Source organism: Micromonospora sediminimaris, from assembly GCF_016863575.1.
Taxonomy (GTDB): domain Bacteria; phylum Actinomycetota; class Actinomycetes; order Mycobacteriales; family Micromonosporaceae; genus Micromonospora; species Micromonospora sediminimaris.
The window spans coordinates 1-15,073 of sequence record NZ_BOPD01000048.1 but is presented as its reverse complement, the minus strand read 5'-3'; the positions used below and the strand labels follow the sequence as shown (position 1 = coordinate 15,073).

The following is a 15,073-nucleotide window of genomic DNA, read 5'->3' as shown; positions in this document are numbered from 1 at the left end:
TTAACGATCTATCGACCGTCATATCCATTTCCATACATGGACAACATTATTTGGAACGGTGGGGGCATGCAGAAACAGCCGCAGGACCGTGATCAGCAGGACCCCGAGCGCGCCTGGCGCAACCACCGGCTCACCGGCCGTTTTCCGGCCCAGGCGGCGTACCGCGGTCACCGGACCCGCCCCGGCACGCTCTCCTGGTGCGAGCTGAACAGCCTGCCCGCCGGCCCCGTTCGGCACCACCTGAACCCACACTGACGCACCAGCAACAACGCAATCTTGGCGCCTTTAAGGCCGCCGATCTGGTGTATGTTTTTAGGCATGACACGCATCACCGTGGACGTGAACGACGAGTGGCTTGAGGCAGCCCGCGAGGTGCTCGGCACCGAGACCAAGGTGGCGACCATCAACGCCGCCCTGCACGCCTTTGCCCTGCGTCGCCAGGCACGGGAGATCGTCTCCGCATTCGATCAGGTGGAGATGGACTTCACCGACTCCGCTGAGGCGTGGCGTTACGGCGGCGGCCGGGATCTCGGTCGACTCGTCGAGGATGCGCGCGACTCCGAGGCCGCGTGATGGCAGGAGCGATCTATCTCGCCGACACGTCGGTGTTCGTGCTTCAGGGGCGATATCCGCCGGTCCGACGCCGCTTTGAGACATTGCTGGCCGAGGGACGCCTGGCGACCTGTCACATGGCCGCTCTCGAGTTCCTCAACAATGCTCCTCATCCGAAGGGGTACGAGATCCTGTGGCAGGCATTGCGCGGCCACCGGTGGATGGACGTGACAACCGAGGCGATGGATCGTGCTCTCGCCGTGCACCGCATGCTCGCCGCGGACAGCCAGCATCGCAACTTCCGACTACCCGACCTGGTGATCGCGGCGACCGCAGAGGTGCACGGAGCTACCGTGCTGCACTACGACGCCGACTACGACCGGATCGCCGCGATCACCGGTCAGCCGACCGAGTGGGTGGCGCGCCGAGGAAGCCTCTAGGGCGGCGAGCCACCGCGCGCTTTCGCACACCTGTCGGGTAACGTCTGCTGGTCCTTCGACGGTCACGACGGGAGCTGGCACATCCATGGGCAAGAAGACGATCCACGTCTCCGACTTCAGCGGCACGGTGCTGGGTGCCGACGACGAGGCCGTTCGCATCGTCGTTCTCGAGCACCCTGACCTGGTGGCCGGGCCCGTGCAACTGGACGCCACTCCGGTGGAGGTGGAGAGCATCGACGACGCGGCGCTGGACGTGGCGGTGGTCGAGATCCACGACCGGCACGGCCACGGCGAGCCACGTCGGGTGGTGCTGACCGCGAGCGAGTTCGACGCGATGGCCACCGACGTGCCGATGGCGCAGTTGCTGAAGACCGCCGAGCGGGTACGCCCGCCAAAGGCACGACGCAGCGCCGAGAAGGTCGACTACGGCACGATCGAGCACGCGGGCCGGCCGCACCGGGGGCGGGTCACCGAGGAGGAGTCCCGGTTGGTGCGCGAGCGGCTCGACGAGGTGAACAAGCGTCTCGCCGACGCCGGGTTGCGCCAGATCGATCCGGCCGACCCGGAGCACGCCGCCCGGTACGGCTTCCCCGTCGAGCGCTGATCACCTACTCGAACGTCCGCAGTTTGGCCAGGGTCGCCACGATGTTCGCCTCGACGGCGGCCTTGTCCACGCCGAGGCCGGTGAGCACACCCTCGCCGTTCTCCTGTTCCAGCAGGGCCAGCAGGATGTGTTCGGTGCCGATGTAGTTGTGCCCGAGCCGCAGCGCCTCACGGAAGGTCAACTCAAGCGCCTTCTTGCCTGCGGTGTCGTACGGAATCAGCTCGGGAACCTCGTCCGACGGCGGCGGCAACGTGGCGGTGGCGGCCTCCCGCACCGCGTCGGCCGAGACACCGCTGGCGGCCAGCGCCTTCGCGGCCAGCGCCTCCGGCTCGGCGAGCAGTCCGAGCACCAGGTGCGCCGAGGTGGTGTGGGCGTTTCGGGCAGCCTTCGCCTCGTTGTGGGCGGCCGCTACCACGTTGCGGGCGCGCGGAGTGAACCGCTGGAAGCCCTCCTGAGGGTCCATCGCCGCGCCGACGAAGCGCTTCTGGGCGGCCTGCTTGCTCACCCCCATGCTGCGGCCGATCTCGGTCCAGGACGCTCCGGAGCGCCGGGCCTGGTCCACGAAGTGGCCGATCAGATGGTCGGCCACTTCACCGATGTGGTCGGCCACCATCACCGCGTCGGTCAACTGGTCAAGCGCGTCGGAGTGGGCCCGCTTGATGGCCTGGATCAGGTCGTCGAGCCGGACCGGATTGTTGATCTGCACGGGTTCAGTCATGCGTCAACCTTAGGTTGACGATCCACGTTCGTCAACCACGGGTTGACGAACGCCGCCCCCTCGTCCGACCCGTTGATCGCTGTTAACAACCTTGACTAATTCTTTCGAAATCGACAGACTCGGATTTGGAGAGCGCTCTCCACCCGCCTCGCCAGCGCATCCGTCCCTCCACCCCCGAGGAGATCCGATCGTGTACGCCTTCTCCCGCAGCCTCCGGCGGGCAGCCGCCGCCCTGGGCGCGGCCCTCGTCACCAGCGCGCTCCTGCTACCCGTGCAGTCCGCACCGGCCGCCGCCGCGATCGGCGGCATCACCTGGCAGGACGAGTTCAACTCGCCGGCCGGCACCCCGGTCGACCAGTCCAAGTGGCGCTTCGACATCGGCGGCCACGGCTGGGGCAACAACGAACGGCAGTACTACACCAACAGCACCAGCAACGCGGTGCACGACGGCCAGGGCAACCTGGTCATCACCGCCCGCCGGGAGAATCCGGCCAACTACCAGTGCCACTACGGCCGGTGCGAGTACACCTCGGCCCGGCTGCTGACCGCGGCCACGTTCAGCCAGGCGTACGGCCGGTTCGAGGCGCGCATCAAGATCCCCCGTGGGCAGGGCATCTGGCCGGCGTTCTGGATGCTCGGGCGGGACTTCGGCGACGTCGGCTGGCCGGCCTCCGGCGAGATCGACATCATGGAGAACGTCGGGCGGGAGCCGAACACCGTGCACGGCACCATCCACGGGCCCGGCTACTCCGGCGGCGGCGGGATCACCGGCAGCCGCACCATCGGGCAGCCGCTTGCCGACACCTTCCACACCTACCGGGTGGACTGGGAGCCGAACATCATCCGCTGGTACCTCGACGGGTCGGAGTTCTTCCGGGTCGACCCGAGCCGGCTCGGCGGTAACCGCTGGGTCTTCGACCACCCCTTCTTCATGATCCTCAACGTGGCCGTCGGCGGTAACTGGCCCGGCTACCCCGACGGCAGCACCCAGTTCCCGCAGCAGATGCTCGTCGACTACGTCCGGGTCTACGGTCACGTGCCGGACGGCAACACCGGCACCACCCGGATCCGGGGGCAGCAGAGTGGCCGATGCATCGACATCCCCGGCGCCAACCCGGTCGACGGAGCGCCGCTACAGGTCTGGGACTGCAACACCACCGCCGCGCAGGCGTGGACCTTCGCCGCCGACGGCACCATCCGCGCGATGGGCAAGTGCATGGACCCGGCCTGGGCCGGGACGGCCAACGGCACCGAGGTCAACCTCGTCACCTGCAACGGCAACCCGGCGCAACGATTCACCCTCAACGCCGCGGGCGACCTGGTCAACCTCAACGCGAACCGCTGCGTCGACGTACGCGACAACAACCCGAACAACGGCGGCCGGCTGCAACTGTGGGACTGCGCCGGCACTCCCAACCAGAAGTGGTCCCGGGCCTGAGACGACCGCCCGCGACAGATCGGTGGGCTCACCGCCACGCCCGGCGGTGAGCCCACCGGGCGTGGCGCGCGTAAGAGTCGGTGACAGGCGGGTAGTAATCCGTGCGGTCATCGATGTACGGGAGGCGACGTGGAGAACACTCAGACGGCCGGCGGACGACGGTTGTGGTGGGGGATCGGTGCGGCAGTACTGGTCATCGTGGTGGTGGCGGTTGCCACCTGGACGTGGGTGACGGTCCGGGGCGACGGCCGCAACGGGCACGTCGTCACCGGTGCCGTCGGCGATCTGCGGGAGGCCACCTTCGTCCTGCTCGACGGCGCCGACGTTGTCCGGGTGCGCACCGCCGACCTCGGCGACGACGCGTACCGGGTGTCGACCCCCCGCGACGCCAACATCCGTCCCGCGGTCTCGTTCACCGACGGTAGCCTGCTGACCAGCCTCCGGGGCACCGACCGGGACGGCCCGGCGGTCGTGGAGGCGGTGCTGGCCGAGTCGGTCCGCTGGCACGTCCGACTCAACGGTGGCGCCAAGGAACAGCAGCTCGACCTGCGCGGCGCGCAGGTCGGTGACATCGAGTTCACCGCCGGCGCGAACCGTGTCGAGCTGACGCTGCCGGCACCGGAGGGGACGCAGCGGACCATGCTCGGCGGCGGAGCGAGCCAGGTCGTCGTCCGCCTGGCCGGCGACGCGCCCGTGCAGGTACGCGCCGGCGGCGGCGCCGGTTCGGTCACCATCGACGGCACCAGCCACTCCGGGGTGGCCGGCGGCACCACCTTCACCCCGCCGGAGTGGAACTCCGCGACGGACCGCTACGACATCGACGCGACGGTTGGCGTTTCCACAATCACCGTCGAACGCGTCGACGCCGGCTGAGCAGGTGGCCATGCGGCTGCACGTCGGGTGTGCGATGTGGACCCACCGGTCGTGGCAGGGGCGGCTGCTCCCCCATCCCCTGCCGGCGCAGGACCGCCTGCGGCACTACGCCGGCTGGTGCGACGCGGTCGAGGGCAACACCACCTTTTACGCCACCCCGGCCCGCGAGACGGTCGTGTCCTGGGCGGAGCAGACCGGACCCGACTTTCGCTTCGTGGTGAAGCTGCCGAAGGTGGTCACCCACGAACGCCGCCTCACTGACGTCGACCAGCCGATGCGCGCCTTCCTCGACGCGATCGAGCCACTCGGCTCCCGAGCGTACGCCCTCTGGGTGCAGTTGCCCGGCTCCTTCGGCCCGGATGACGTACCCACGCTCGCCCGGTTTCTGCGCCGCCTGCCCGCCGCCCACCGACCCGCCGTGGAGGTGCGCGACCCGGCCTTCTTCACCGACCCCCGGGCGACCCGGCTGCTGGAGACGGCGCTGGCGGAGACGGGTGCCGAGTGGATCCCGTTCGACACCACGGCGTTCTTCACCGAACCGCCGACCAGCGACGCCGAGCGGGACGCCTGGACGAAGAAGCCCAGGATGCCGCCGCGTACGGTCGCGCTCACCGCCCGGCCGATCGTCCGTTACCTCGGTCGCGACGACCCCGCGCGCACCGTCGAGGGCTGGCGGCGGTGGGTGGACGTGACCGCGGAGTGGCTGCGCGAGGGCCGGTCGCCTACCGTTTTCATCCACACCCCGGACAACGCCGACGCGCCGACCCTGGCCCGCCGCTTCCACGACGAGGTACGCGCCCGCGTACCGCAGCTGGCACCGCTGCCGGAACCGATCCCGGTCGAGCCCACCACCCTCTTCTGACCGCCGGACCCGCCCGGCTTCGATCAGCGGTGGTCAGGCAGTCTCCTCGACGAAACCGGCGATATCGGCGGCGATCCGTTCGGGCTGCTCGCCGTTGACGGCATGGGAAGCGCCCGGGTAGAGCCGGACCGTGCCCCGGGGCAGGGCCCGACGGGCGGTCTCGACGGCCTGCTGCGGGTCGTGCATCACCGATTCACCAGCGATGATCGCCAGGACCGGCAGGTCGAGTCGACGGAGGCGTTCCTCGCTGATCCGCGTAGGCTGCGGCAGCCGGAGCTTGTAGTGCTGCATGCCGGCTTCGATCATGTCGGCGACCGGCTCGTCCTCGACCGGCGCCCCGCCAGCGGTGTACGAGTTGAAGCTGTCCCGCCACGATCTCGGCAGCCAGGGCAACGCGGCCGGGATGGAGCGCACGATCGTGCCGAACGGCATGTCGGCGAAGACGTACACCGGGTCGATGACGGTCATCGACGCGATGTGGTCCGGTCTGTGCAGGGCGAGGTTGACCGCGGTCCAGCCACCGATCGAGAGACCGACCAGGTGGAACTCGTCCGGCGGGAGCGCCTGGAGGGTCTGGTGCAACCACTCGGCCTGCGCCTCGTCGCTGTCGATCGGGCGATTCTGCACGCTCATGCCCGGCTCGCCGAGCAGGTCGACGGTGTAGACGTCGCCGATTGGCAGCAGCAGGGGCACGTTGTCGGCCCAGACCGGCGTACCCGAGGCGCGCCCGGGCAGCAGCAGCAACGGGGTGTTCGTACCGCCGTCGTCCGCGCCGGTGCCGGCGAAGCGGTAGACGCGCACGATGCCGTAGTCGGTGCGTACGTCGATGGTCTCCGTCGGGTCGGGCAGGGCGGCGAAGGCCTCGGTGTAGGCCCGGAGGAACCGGTCCTGCCCGTCGGCGCTGTCCCAGTGGCCGATCGGCGCGGGCTGGCGAAGGGCGAAGGTGGCCACCAGCGCGATGAGTGCGAGCCCGGCCAGGACCAGACGCAGCCATCGTGACCTGGGCCGCAGCCGGTTGAGAGCCTTCATCAGCCTGGTCCGCACGACGCCCTCCTAACCGATCGGTAGATTTTTCGACCGTACGGTAGAATCTGGCGGGTGACAAGGAGACGAGAGGGCGCGACGGCGGAACCGACCCTGATCGAGCGCGCCCGCCGCGCCCAACTGATCGAGGTCACCATCGAGTTGGTCGCCGACCGGGGCTACGCGGGCGCCTCACTGGCCGCCATCGCCGAACGCGCCGGCATCACCAAGGCCGCCGTGCTCTACCACTTCCCCACCAAGGCCGCCGTCGTACGCGCCGCACACGAACACGCCCTCGCCGCCCTCGTCGCAGACGTCGCCGGAGCGGTCGAGGCCGCCGACACCGCGAACCGGCCCGCCGCGTACGTCAGGTCGATGGTCGGGCACCTGCGGGAGCATCCCCGACACACTCGCATGATCATCGAGGCGATGGTCCACGACGACGGCGACCACGATCCGGCCGCCCGTTGGCGCCCCCTGGCCGAACTCATCGACGCGGCCCGGATCGCCCGTGGCGGCAGCGGCGACACCGACGTACGCACCACGGCGATCATCGTCGGTGGGGGCATCGACGCGATCGTCGCCGAGCAACTCCACGATCCCGACTACGACACGGCGGCGGCGGCCGAACACCTCGTCGAGATGCTCGACACCACTCTCGGACCGTGACGACGCGCACCACGCGCCAGCTCACGGCGTGATGACGACCCGCCGTCCGCGCAGCTCACCCTGCTCGATCATCCGGTGTGCCTCGGCGACCGCCGACAGCGGCATCCGTACCGTGCCGCGTGGGGCCAACTCCCCGGCGACGAGCATCCGGTTGACGGTGCCGGCAGCCGCGGCCAACTCGGCAGTGGTGGCGCGGGAGATGACGAAGCCGGTGACCGTGCGATCGTTCAGGTAGAGGGGGCCGGCGGGCAGTACCGGCCTGGTGCGGGGTCCCGCCAGCAACACGATCCGGCCACGTATCCCGATCAGATCGACGATCGATTCAAGATCGTTCCGTCCCGACGTGTCGAGGTACAGGTCGATACCGTCAGGGCACACCGACCTCAACCGACCGATCAGATCGGGCGCCCGGTAGTCGAGAACCTCCGCGGCCCCGAGTTGCCGGCAGTACTCGGCGTCCGCGGCGGACGCGGTGACCACGACGCGGGCACCAGCCGCTCTCGCGAGCGCCACAAGTGCCGAGCCGACGTTTCCGCCGCCACCGCCCACCAACACGGTCTCCCCGACCCGCAACCGCCCGTGCACCACAAGACCCAGGTAGGCGGTAGCGGCAGGGTGCAGCACGGCCACCGCGACCGCCGGATCGACCCCCGCCGGAAGTCGGTACAGCCGATCCGCCGGCACGACGGCCTGCTCGGCGGAGCTGCCCTGCCGGCCGTCGTGCCCGAGGCTGTTGCACCACACCAGGTCACCGACGCCGAAGCCGCTCACACCGGGCCCCAGCGCCGTCACCCGCCCGACCAGGTCACGGCCGACAATGAACGGCAACGGCAACGGCGTCGGGTACGCCCCGGAACGCACGAAGGTGTCGACCGGGTTGACTGTCGTCGCCAGGACGTCGACGAGGACGTCGGTCGGACCGGGACGTGACGCCGGCAGATCCCCGTACCGGATTACGTCGGCCGGACCGGGACCCTCGATGTAGGCGGCACGCATGCCGTCATTCTCGCGCCACGTGTTCGTCTTTCTCGCTCATTCACCGCCACCGCCGGGCACGGTCGTGCCGGACCGGTCACTCGGCCGACGGACGTGGTCTCGGCTGCCGGTGGTACCTCGGTCCGGCCGGAGCGTGCATCGCGCCCCGGTAGACGCCGTGCCGCAGCTCGGAGACGTACCCATCCAACTCGGGCATGCCCAGCCGGGCCGCCACGGCCAACTCGGCCTCGAAGTCGTACGGCACGCGGACGAACTGGATCGAGAACGGCGCGTCGGCCGCCGCGTCGAGGACACCTTCGAGGATCACGTAGACCGGGGTCGGATCGCCCATCGCGTTGCCGACGCTGCCGGTGTTGAACAGGGTGCGGCGGTCCCGGTCCACCTCGTAGAACGGATCGTGGGTGTCGCCGTAACCCACGACCGTGGGCTCCGGTCCGTCGCCGGTGGCCGGGGTGTTGGCGAACATGCCGAGGAACTCGGCCTCGTCGTGGTCGAACCGGACCCGACGGTGCACGCTTGTCGCCGACGCGTGGAAGAGCCGCACCCGTCGCCCGCTGAGCACAAAGTCGTGGCTGAACGGCAGGCCACGCAGCCAGTCGCCCTGGCCGGCGGCGAGCTGTGCCAACCACCAGGCCATCGCCTCGTTGTCGTAGCTGCGGTCCGGGTCGGGGAGGAAGTCGTCCCAGTTGCCGAGGATGTTGACCTCGCAGCGCTCCCGACAGACCTCGATCACCTCGCGGCCACGCGGCCCCTTGCCGACGTAGTCACCGAGGTTGAAGATCCGCTCGATGCCGCGTGCGTCGATGTCGGCCAGCACGGCCTCCAGCGCGGTCAGGTTGCCGTGGACGTCGGAGATCAGAGCGATGCGATCGAGGGACCGGGCCACCGGCCGATCGTAGCCGCGACATTCCCCGGCGGTGGGGTGCGGCGGCCTGCCTACAACCAGCCAACCTCGCGCAGTTCGGCAAGCAGTTGCGGGTCGAGGTCGGCCGGTTCGAGTACGTCCCCAGCGGGTGGCGGTTCGATCGGCTGCCGCCGGCCGAACGAGTGGTAGAGAAACTGCCACTGACCGGCGCCCGCTTCCGCCTGGTCGAAGTGCAGCGTCAGATTCGTGAGCCGGCCCTGCGCGTCGAGGGTGGCGTCGAAGGGCATCATCGTGTTCGTCGCCGACAGTTCCCTACGCAGCTCGACGGTCAGGTGAGGATGCCGACGTAGGTCGAGGACACCACGAACGGCTCGTTCGGTGACGAGCCGCAGCTCGACCGATGTCTTCACCAGTTCCTGCAGATCGTCCGTCGCCTGCGTACCGATGAAGAGCGAGGAGTCCGCACCCAGCAGGCGCGGCAGGTCGACCGGTAGCCACCCCTCGGGGGGCTCCCCGAAGCCGAAGATCCGCATCCAACTCTTTTCGTCGACGGTCTTGATCTCGATCCACTGGAAGTGGCCGGGTTGCCGAATGGGGAAGCGGATGGCCATGTCGCTCCGGCGTCTGGCCGGGTCCACCGTCATCTCGACCGTCGTACTGACCGACGCTCCCTCGACGTCCCTGCGGGTCATGGTGAAACGTGTCGAGTAGGTGTCCTGGCCGACTTTCTTCGCACCCTCGTGCAGCCACGTGTGGAGGTCCTGCTGCACCGCGCCTGCCGAAGGGCTCGGACCTGATGGTGGCGAGGCGGCGTCGGCACAGCCAGCCGCCAGGGCCAACGCGACAGCGGCACCTGCTGCCGCGGCCAACCTGCCCACTGCGCGGGCACCCGATCGCCCCAGCAACCGACCCGGCCCCGACCACACGCTGTTCAACAGGTTCTCCGTCCAGGCCCGGCTCATGATCGGCACATGGTGCCAGCTCACCCAGACCTCGTCCAGACCGTCAGCCTGTCCGCACGCGCCGGGGGCCAGGCACCACCGGCGCCTGGCCCCCGGATGCGGCTTCAGCTACGTCGACTCCACTGCTGGTTCGCGCCGCCGTTGCAGGACCAAAGAATGATCTTTGTCCCGTTGGCGGTGGCGGCGCCGTTGGCGTCGAGGCAGAGTCCGGACTGGACGTTGGTGATGGTGCCGTTGGCGTTGACGTTCCACTGCTGGTTGAGCCCGCCGTGGCAGTCCCAGATGATGACCGTGGTGCCGTTGCTGGTACCCGCCCCGTTCGCGTCCAGGCACTTGTTGCCGTAAACGGTGAACTGTCTGCTCGCCGTGTAGGTCCACCGCTGATGCGAGCCGCCGGAGCAGTCCCACAGCTGCGTCTGGGTACCGTTCGTGGTGGTCGCGCCGGGGACCTCGATGCAGCGGCCGGACTGGCCGCCGACGAGCTGCGTGTCGGGCGTACCGCCGGTGCCCTGCCGCCGGACGAGAGACTTCGACTCGGCCGACCGACTGCCCTGCGCGTCGACGACGTAGAGCCGGTAGTCACCCGACGACGTCGGCACCGCGATGGACGTGGCGTTGCCGTCTGCCCTGGTCATCGTCGGGCCGACGGCGAAGGTGGTGGTGCCGGAGGGGGCCAGCCACAGCGACCTGGTCGCATCGCCGCCGTTGCGGATCGGGATCGAGGACGTGCCGCTGCCGACGAACGTGCTAGCCGGTAGGACGTAGTCCTGCGTGGGCAGGTTGCGCGGCTGGGTGATGTCCCGGAACGAGTCCTGGAGCCCGGAGTTGACAGCGATTCCGTAGGCCGCCGCCGGCCAGACGTAGTCGGAGGAGACGAGGATGTCGTGGATGGTGCTGTTGGGCAGGTTCTTGTTGGAGACCTTGTTGATCGGGCCGTAAGTCTGCGTGATGTGAAGGTCGTGCTTGCGCCCGAAGTCGTCTGAGTTGATCATCCAGGTGATGTTCTTGTCCACGCTCAGGACGTTGTCCCGGAAGGTGATGAACGCCGAGCCCTCGTCCGGGTGGAGTCCGTACTTGTGGCCAGCCGGAACGCCCTGGAAATAGTTGTCGTGGATGACGGTGCCCGGCTGGCTGCCCAGCGTGTAGATGGGTGCCGTGTCACTGAGCCGCTGCACCGTGTCGATGATGTGGTTGTGACTGATGGTGTTGTTCTTCGCCGTGGTGGTCGGCCGGTTGGGCGCGATCGACCCTGAGGACCCGTCGAAGTTCCACCAACCCCAGCCCATCGTGATGCCCGCCCACGGGGCCTTCTCGATGCGGTTGTGCTGCACCGTGAGGGTGTCGGCGAAGTACGCCGCGACCGCGCCGTGCCCGTTGAACAGCACCGAGCTGTCGTGGATGTAGTTGTTCCTGATCTCGATGTTCTTCGGAAGCCCCTCGACCTGCGGCGGGTACTTCTCGCGGTTGCTCGACGTGTGATCGCCGATGTAGACGTGCTGCGGGTGACCCACGCTTATCGCCGTTCCGGCGATGTCGTTCGTGTAGTTGCCGATCAACTGCGTGTTCGTCACGTCGTTGACCAGGGTGATCCCGTCGGCCCCGGTGTGCGCGATCCGGTTGCGCTCCAATCGGATTCCGCTGGCGTTCTGCAGGTGGATGATGCCGGGGGTGAGGTCGACGTTGCGGTAGTAGTAGACGTGGAAGTTGCCGCGCGCGTACGCCTGCGCGCCGAGATTGCCCTGCTGCGCCTGCTTGAACACCGAGCCGGCGACGTTGAACAGGTTCCAGTCGGAGTGCCGCACGGTGAGGCCGGAGAACGTGATGTTGCGCGCGTGGTTGCTGGTCGAGGTGCCGGCGACCCGCAGCACGGTGGTCACGTTGTTGGGCGCGAAGACCGACGCGGTGGACATGTTGTCGGCGCCGGCCTTGTAGTAGTAGAGCGTCCGGCTGGACTTGTCGAAGTAGAACTCGCCCGGCGAGTCCAGGAACTCGTAGGCGTTCATCACCTTGTGGGTACCGTTGATCTGGGCGTTGCCGTTGAACGCCCCCTGCGCGATGGCGGCGCCCGGCTGCTGGAACAGCGCGATACGACTCTGCCCGTCACCGCTCGTCGTCACCTGACGAACTCCCACGATGGCAGTGGTCCAGGTGGTGCCGGTCTCGATCTCGATGTCTTCCTGGTTGCGGGAGATCGACGGAAAATCGGCCGGGTTGTACCTCGCGCCCTCACACTGCGAGCCCGACTCCCACGCCCAGTCGGCCTGTCCCGCGGTGATGGTGTACGTGCCGTGGCAGCCCCCGGATGTGATCGTCTTGGCCGCCATGTGAGCCCGCTGGCCGTTCACGTAGAGCGCCCGCAGCTTGTTGGCCCGATCGAGCGGCGCCTTCCAGATGTTCCCGCTGTGCTGAGTCCAACCGGTCACCTGCACACCGGCCTCAAGAACCGGCGTCTCGTCGGGGTACGCGGCGTAGATCACCCGGTGGCCGTTGGCGCCGGAATCGCTCGCCCCGAACTCGATCGTGCTGCTCACCGGGTAGCTGCCACCGCGAAGGTAGACCTGGATGTCGCCGGTCATGGTCGCGGTCTTCGTGCGGACCACGTCCCGGGCGCGCTGTAGCGTCCTGAACGGTGCGGCGAGCGTGCCCGGGTTGGCGTCGTTTCCACCGGGCGCGACGTACAGCGTCTCCTGGACGGCAGCCAGGGCCGGAGCCTGGTCTGCGAACACGGCTGGCAGTGCAGCGGAGACAAACACCGCCAGCGCCAGTAGGGCACCTCTTCCGGCACGGACAACAGATCTCATCTCTTCTCCCTCCGCTCCCGGGCCGCCACCGGAAGCCATTGACATACCGCGCCGCACGATGGGCACGGGCCCGGCCTCGGCGTACGCGCGGTCGGGTGTGCCAGGTCAGGCGTTCTGCACCTGCCACTTCTGGTTGTCGCCGCCCCAGCAGGCCCAGAGTTGGACCTTCAAGGTGGTGGTGTTCACGTCCAGGCAGAGACCGGACTGCACGCTGCGGATCGTGCCGTCGCCGCCGATCGTCCACCGTTGGTTGTCGCCGCCGTTGCACGCGTACGTGCCGACGACGGTGCCGTTCACCGTCCCCCGGTTGTACGCGTCGAGGCACCGCTGGCCGGCAAGAGCGGTGAGCTGCCCGCCGGCCGTCACGGTCCACCGCTGGGCGGCGGTGTCGTTGCAGGCGTACACCTGGACCTGGATGTTCGCGGTCGTCGCGCCGGGGATGTCCAGACACTGCCCGGTGCCGACGTTGCGCAACCGGCTCACCGGGTCCGGTGTGCCGCCGCCGGTCAGGCCCCAGGCGTACCGGAGGCGGTCGAGACCGCTGGCGTTGGGGGTGCTGAGGGTGAGGTTGGTGCCGGTGCCGTGCAGCTTCTGCATGGCGTACCAGTCGTCGCCCTGACCCGCGGTGACCTTGCCGCCCAGGGCCGGCCAGTAGATCGAGCCGATCCGCAGTTCCCGCAGCACCTCGGTGGTGGCGCGGAAGTAGCGTACGAAGTTGTCGGTGCTGGCGGTGTCGTGGTAGTTGAGCCCGGTGTCCATCGGCGCGCCGAACTCGTCCATCACGGTACGGGCGGCGCAGGAGCCGATCGCGTCCCGCAGGAACGTCACCCACTGGTCGTAGGTCTTCGCGCCGCTGAAGAAGGTGTAGTGGTGCAGCGACACGATCGTCCCGTCGAGCCGGCGGTCGGCGCACATCGACTTGATGTCGGTGTTCAGGCCGGCGCCGCTGACGAAGACCCGGTGGCGGGGGATCGACGGGCGGGCGGTGAGCCAGTTGTTCACCACGTTCGCCCAGTCCGCGGCGCTGTGCCCGCCCGGCTCGTTCATCGGCTCGAAGTACACCAGGTCGTTGCTGCCGTACCTGGCGACCACGGTGTTCCACATGGTGTTGAAGGCGGTGGTGTTGACGATCCGACCGCCGCTGGCGGCCACGCCGTCGTCCCAGTAGGAGAGGACGACCTTGAGGCCCTTCGCGGTGGCGGCGTCGATCGCGCCGGTGTACGCATTCCACCAGCTCGTACCGACGGTGTAGGTGTTGATCGGCAGCCGGACCGTGTTGGCGTCCAGGTTGTTCTGGAAGCCGGTGTAGATCGCGTTGGCCTTGGCCACCACCGTCGCATAGCTGTCGGAGCTGCTCAGGCCGTGCAGGACCAGCGGTCCACCGTGGAAGTTGTCACCCAACCTGGCCCAGTTGACACCACGGAACTGGCTGGTGTCGGCGGCGGCGGGTGCGGCACCGCCGAGCACGACAGTCGGCACCGCCAGGAGAGCGGCCAGGGCGCAGCTGAGCATCCGGCTCAGGTAGCGAGGTGAGCGGGATCGGAGCATTGGCGTTCCCTTCTGCGCGGTGCCGACTGTCGCGCTCATCAGCTCAGGCCCGGGTCCAGCGCTGGTTGGCGCCGCCGTGGCAGCCCCACACGATCACGGCGGAGCCGTTGGCGGTGGCGGCGCCGTTGACGTCCAGGCACAGCCCGGTCTGCGCGTTGCTGATCGTGGCGTTGCTGTTGATCACCCACTGCTGGTTCGCTCCACCGTGGCAGTCGTAGATCTGCACCCGGGTGCCGGCGGCGGCATTGTTCGGTACGTCCAGGCACTTGCCCATCACCTGCAACGCCCGCCCGTTCTGGGTGAACTGCTGGTTGGCATTGTTGTGGCAGTCCCAGATGATCATCTGTGCGCCGTTTGCCGAACTCGCCCCGTTGACGTCCAGACACCGGCCGGATGCATCGTTGCGGAACCTGTTGCCGGTCGGGTTCGGGGTGCTGCCGCCGTTGAGGGCGTCGAGGACCGCCGTGTACGCGGGCTTCTTGTTGCCGGCGCAGTCGAAGAGCAGGGCGTTGTCGCCGCCGCGCCAGGAGTCACAGTCCCGTACGCCCCACACGGTGATGCCGGTGCAGCGCGAGATCGCCAGGCAGGCGCGGGTGACGGCGCCGTACATGTTGGCCTGGTTGCCGCCCTGGGTGATGTCCAGTTCGGTGATCTCCACGTCCACGCCCAGGTCGGCGAAGCGCTGGAGGTTGGCCTGGTAGTCACCGGGTAGCGAGGTGCCC

16 protein-coding genes are annotated in these 15,073 nt (G+C 68.6%); 8 read left to right on the top strand and 8 right to left on the bottom strand.

Annotation, left to right across the window (positions count from 1 at the left end; all coding sequences use genetic code 11):
- Nucleotides 1-66 precede the first annotated feature (66 nt).
- The 4 genes from Vse01_RS27410 to Vse01_RS27395 all read left to right on the top strand — a co-directional run bounded on the left by Vse01_RS27410 (nt 67) and on the right by Vse01_RS27395 (nt 1,596).
- Nucleotides 67-255, top strand: coding sequence for a hypothetical protein (locus Vse01_RS27410; RefSeq protein ID WP_093401819.1), 189 nt, complete (start codon nt 67-69; stop codon nt 253-255).
- Nucleotides 256-318: 63 nt separating this feature from the next.
- On the top strand, nt 319-573 hold the full coding sequence (locus tag Vse01_RS27405) for a type II toxin-antitoxin system VapB family antitoxin (RefSeq protein ID WP_093401820.1): 255 nt from the start codon (nt 319-321) through the stop codon (nt 571-573).
- Nucleotides 573-992 carry a PIN domain nuclease gene (locus Vse01_RS27400; protein WP_198413116.1) on the top strand — a complete coding sequence of 140 codons (420 nt, stop codon included), beginning with the start codon at nt 573-575 and terminating at the stop codon, nt 990-992. Before Vse01_RS27405 ends, Vse01_RS27400 begins: the two co-directional genes overlap by 1 nt.
- A gap of 85 nt (nt 993-1,077) precedes the next feature.
- Entirely contained in the window at nt 1,078-1,596 is a 519-nt protein-coding gene (locus Vse01_RS27395) for a hypothetical protein (RefSeq protein WP_093401822.1), read from the top strand.
- Nucleotides 1,597-1,600: 4 nt separating this feature from the next.
- On the opposite strand, the gene Vse01_RS27390 is transcribed toward Vse01_RS27395, so the two are convergent.
- Nucleotides 1,601-2,314, bottom strand: coding sequence for a Clp protease N-terminal domain-containing protein (locus tag Vse01_RS27390; RefSeq protein WP_093401823.1), 714 nt, complete (start codon nt 2,312-2,314; stop codon nt 1,601-1,603).
- A 190-nt stretch (nt 2,315-2,504) separates the two neighbouring features.
- On the opposite strand from Vse01_RS27390, the gene Vse01_RS27385 reads away from it, so the two are divergent.
- The 3 genes from Vse01_RS27385 (at nt 2,505) to Vse01_RS27375 (ending at nt 5,487) form a co-directional block, all read left to right on the top strand.
- Nucleotides 2,505-3,752, top strand: a complete 1,248-nt coding sequence (locus Vse01_RS27385) for a glycoside hydrolase family 16 protein (protein ID WP_093401824.1) — start codon at nt 2,505-2,507, stop codon at nt 3,750-3,752.
- A 129-nt stretch (nt 3,753-3,881) separates the two neighbouring features.
- Nucleotides 3,882-4,625, top strand: coding sequence for a hypothetical protein (locus tag Vse01_RS27380; protein ID WP_093401825.1), 744 nt, complete (start codon nt 3,882-3,884; stop codon nt 4,623-4,625).
- Between the two features lie 10 nt (nt 4,626-4,635).
- The gene (locus Vse01_RS27375; protein WP_093401826.1) at nt 4,636-5,487 is read left to right on the top strand and encodes a DUF72 domain-containing protein; all 852 of its coding nucleotides are present in this window, start codon (nt 4,636-4,638) and stop codon (nt 5,485-5,487) included.
- 33 nt (nt 5,488-5,520) lie between these two features.
- On the opposite strand, the gene Vse01_RS27370 is transcribed toward Vse01_RS27375, so the two are convergent.
- A complete protein-coding gene (locus Vse01_RS27370; protein ID WP_232511034.1) occupies nt 5,521-6,531 on the bottom strand; it encodes an alpha/beta fold hydrolase in 1,011 nt (336 codons plus the stop codon).
- A gap of 54 nt (nt 6,532-6,585) precedes the next feature.
- Between Vse01_RS27370 and Vse01_RS27365 the strand changes: the two genes are divergently transcribed.
- On the top strand, nt 6,586-7,179 hold the full coding sequence (locus Vse01_RS27365; protein WP_093401828.1) for a TetR/AcrR family transcriptional regulator: 594 nt from the start codon (nt 6,586-6,588) through the stop codon (nt 7,177-7,179).
- Between the two features lie 21 nt (nt 7,180-7,200).
- On the opposite strand, the gene Vse01_RS27360 is transcribed toward Vse01_RS27365, so the two are convergent.
- The 6 genes from Vse01_RS27360 to Vse01_RS27335 form a co-directional block, all read right to left on the bottom strand.
- Complete coding sequence (locus Vse01_RS27360; RefSeq protein WP_093401829.1) at nt 7,201-8,175, bottom strand: NADPH:quinone reductase; 975 nt, start codon at nt 8,173-8,175, stop codon at nt 7,201-7,203.
- Between the two features lie 76 nt (nt 8,176-8,251).
- The gene (locus tag Vse01_RS27355; RefSeq protein WP_093401830.1) at nt 8,252-9,061 is read right to left on the bottom strand and encodes a metallophosphoesterase family protein; all 810 of its coding nucleotides are present in this window, start codon (nt 9,059-9,061) and stop codon (nt 8,252-8,254) included.
- Nucleotides 9,062-9,111: 50 nt separating this feature from the next.
- Complete coding sequence (locus Vse01_RS27350; RefSeq protein ID WP_139233075.1) at nt 9,112-10,026, bottom strand: hypothetical protein; 915 nt, start codon at nt 10,024-10,026, stop codon at nt 9,112-9,114.
- 80 nt (nt 10,027-10,106) lie between these two features.
- The gene (locus Vse01_RS27345) at nt 10,107-12,803 is read right to left on the bottom strand and encodes an RICIN domain-containing protein (protein ID WP_093401832.1); all 2,697 of its coding nucleotides are present in this window, start codon (nt 12,801-12,803) and stop codon (nt 10,107-10,109) included.
- A 105-nt stretch (nt 12,804-12,908) separates the two neighbouring features.
- Entirely contained in the window at nt 12,909-14,351 is a 1,443-nt protein-coding gene (locus Vse01_RS27340; RefSeq protein WP_093401833.1) for an RICIN domain-containing protein, read from the bottom strand.
- A gap of 43 nt (nt 14,352-14,394) precedes the next feature.
- Nucleotides 14,395-15,073 (bottom strand): ricin-type beta-trefoil lectin domain protein (locus tag Vse01_RS27335; protein WP_204019269.1); only part of this gene is annotated, 679 nt, incomplete at its 5' end.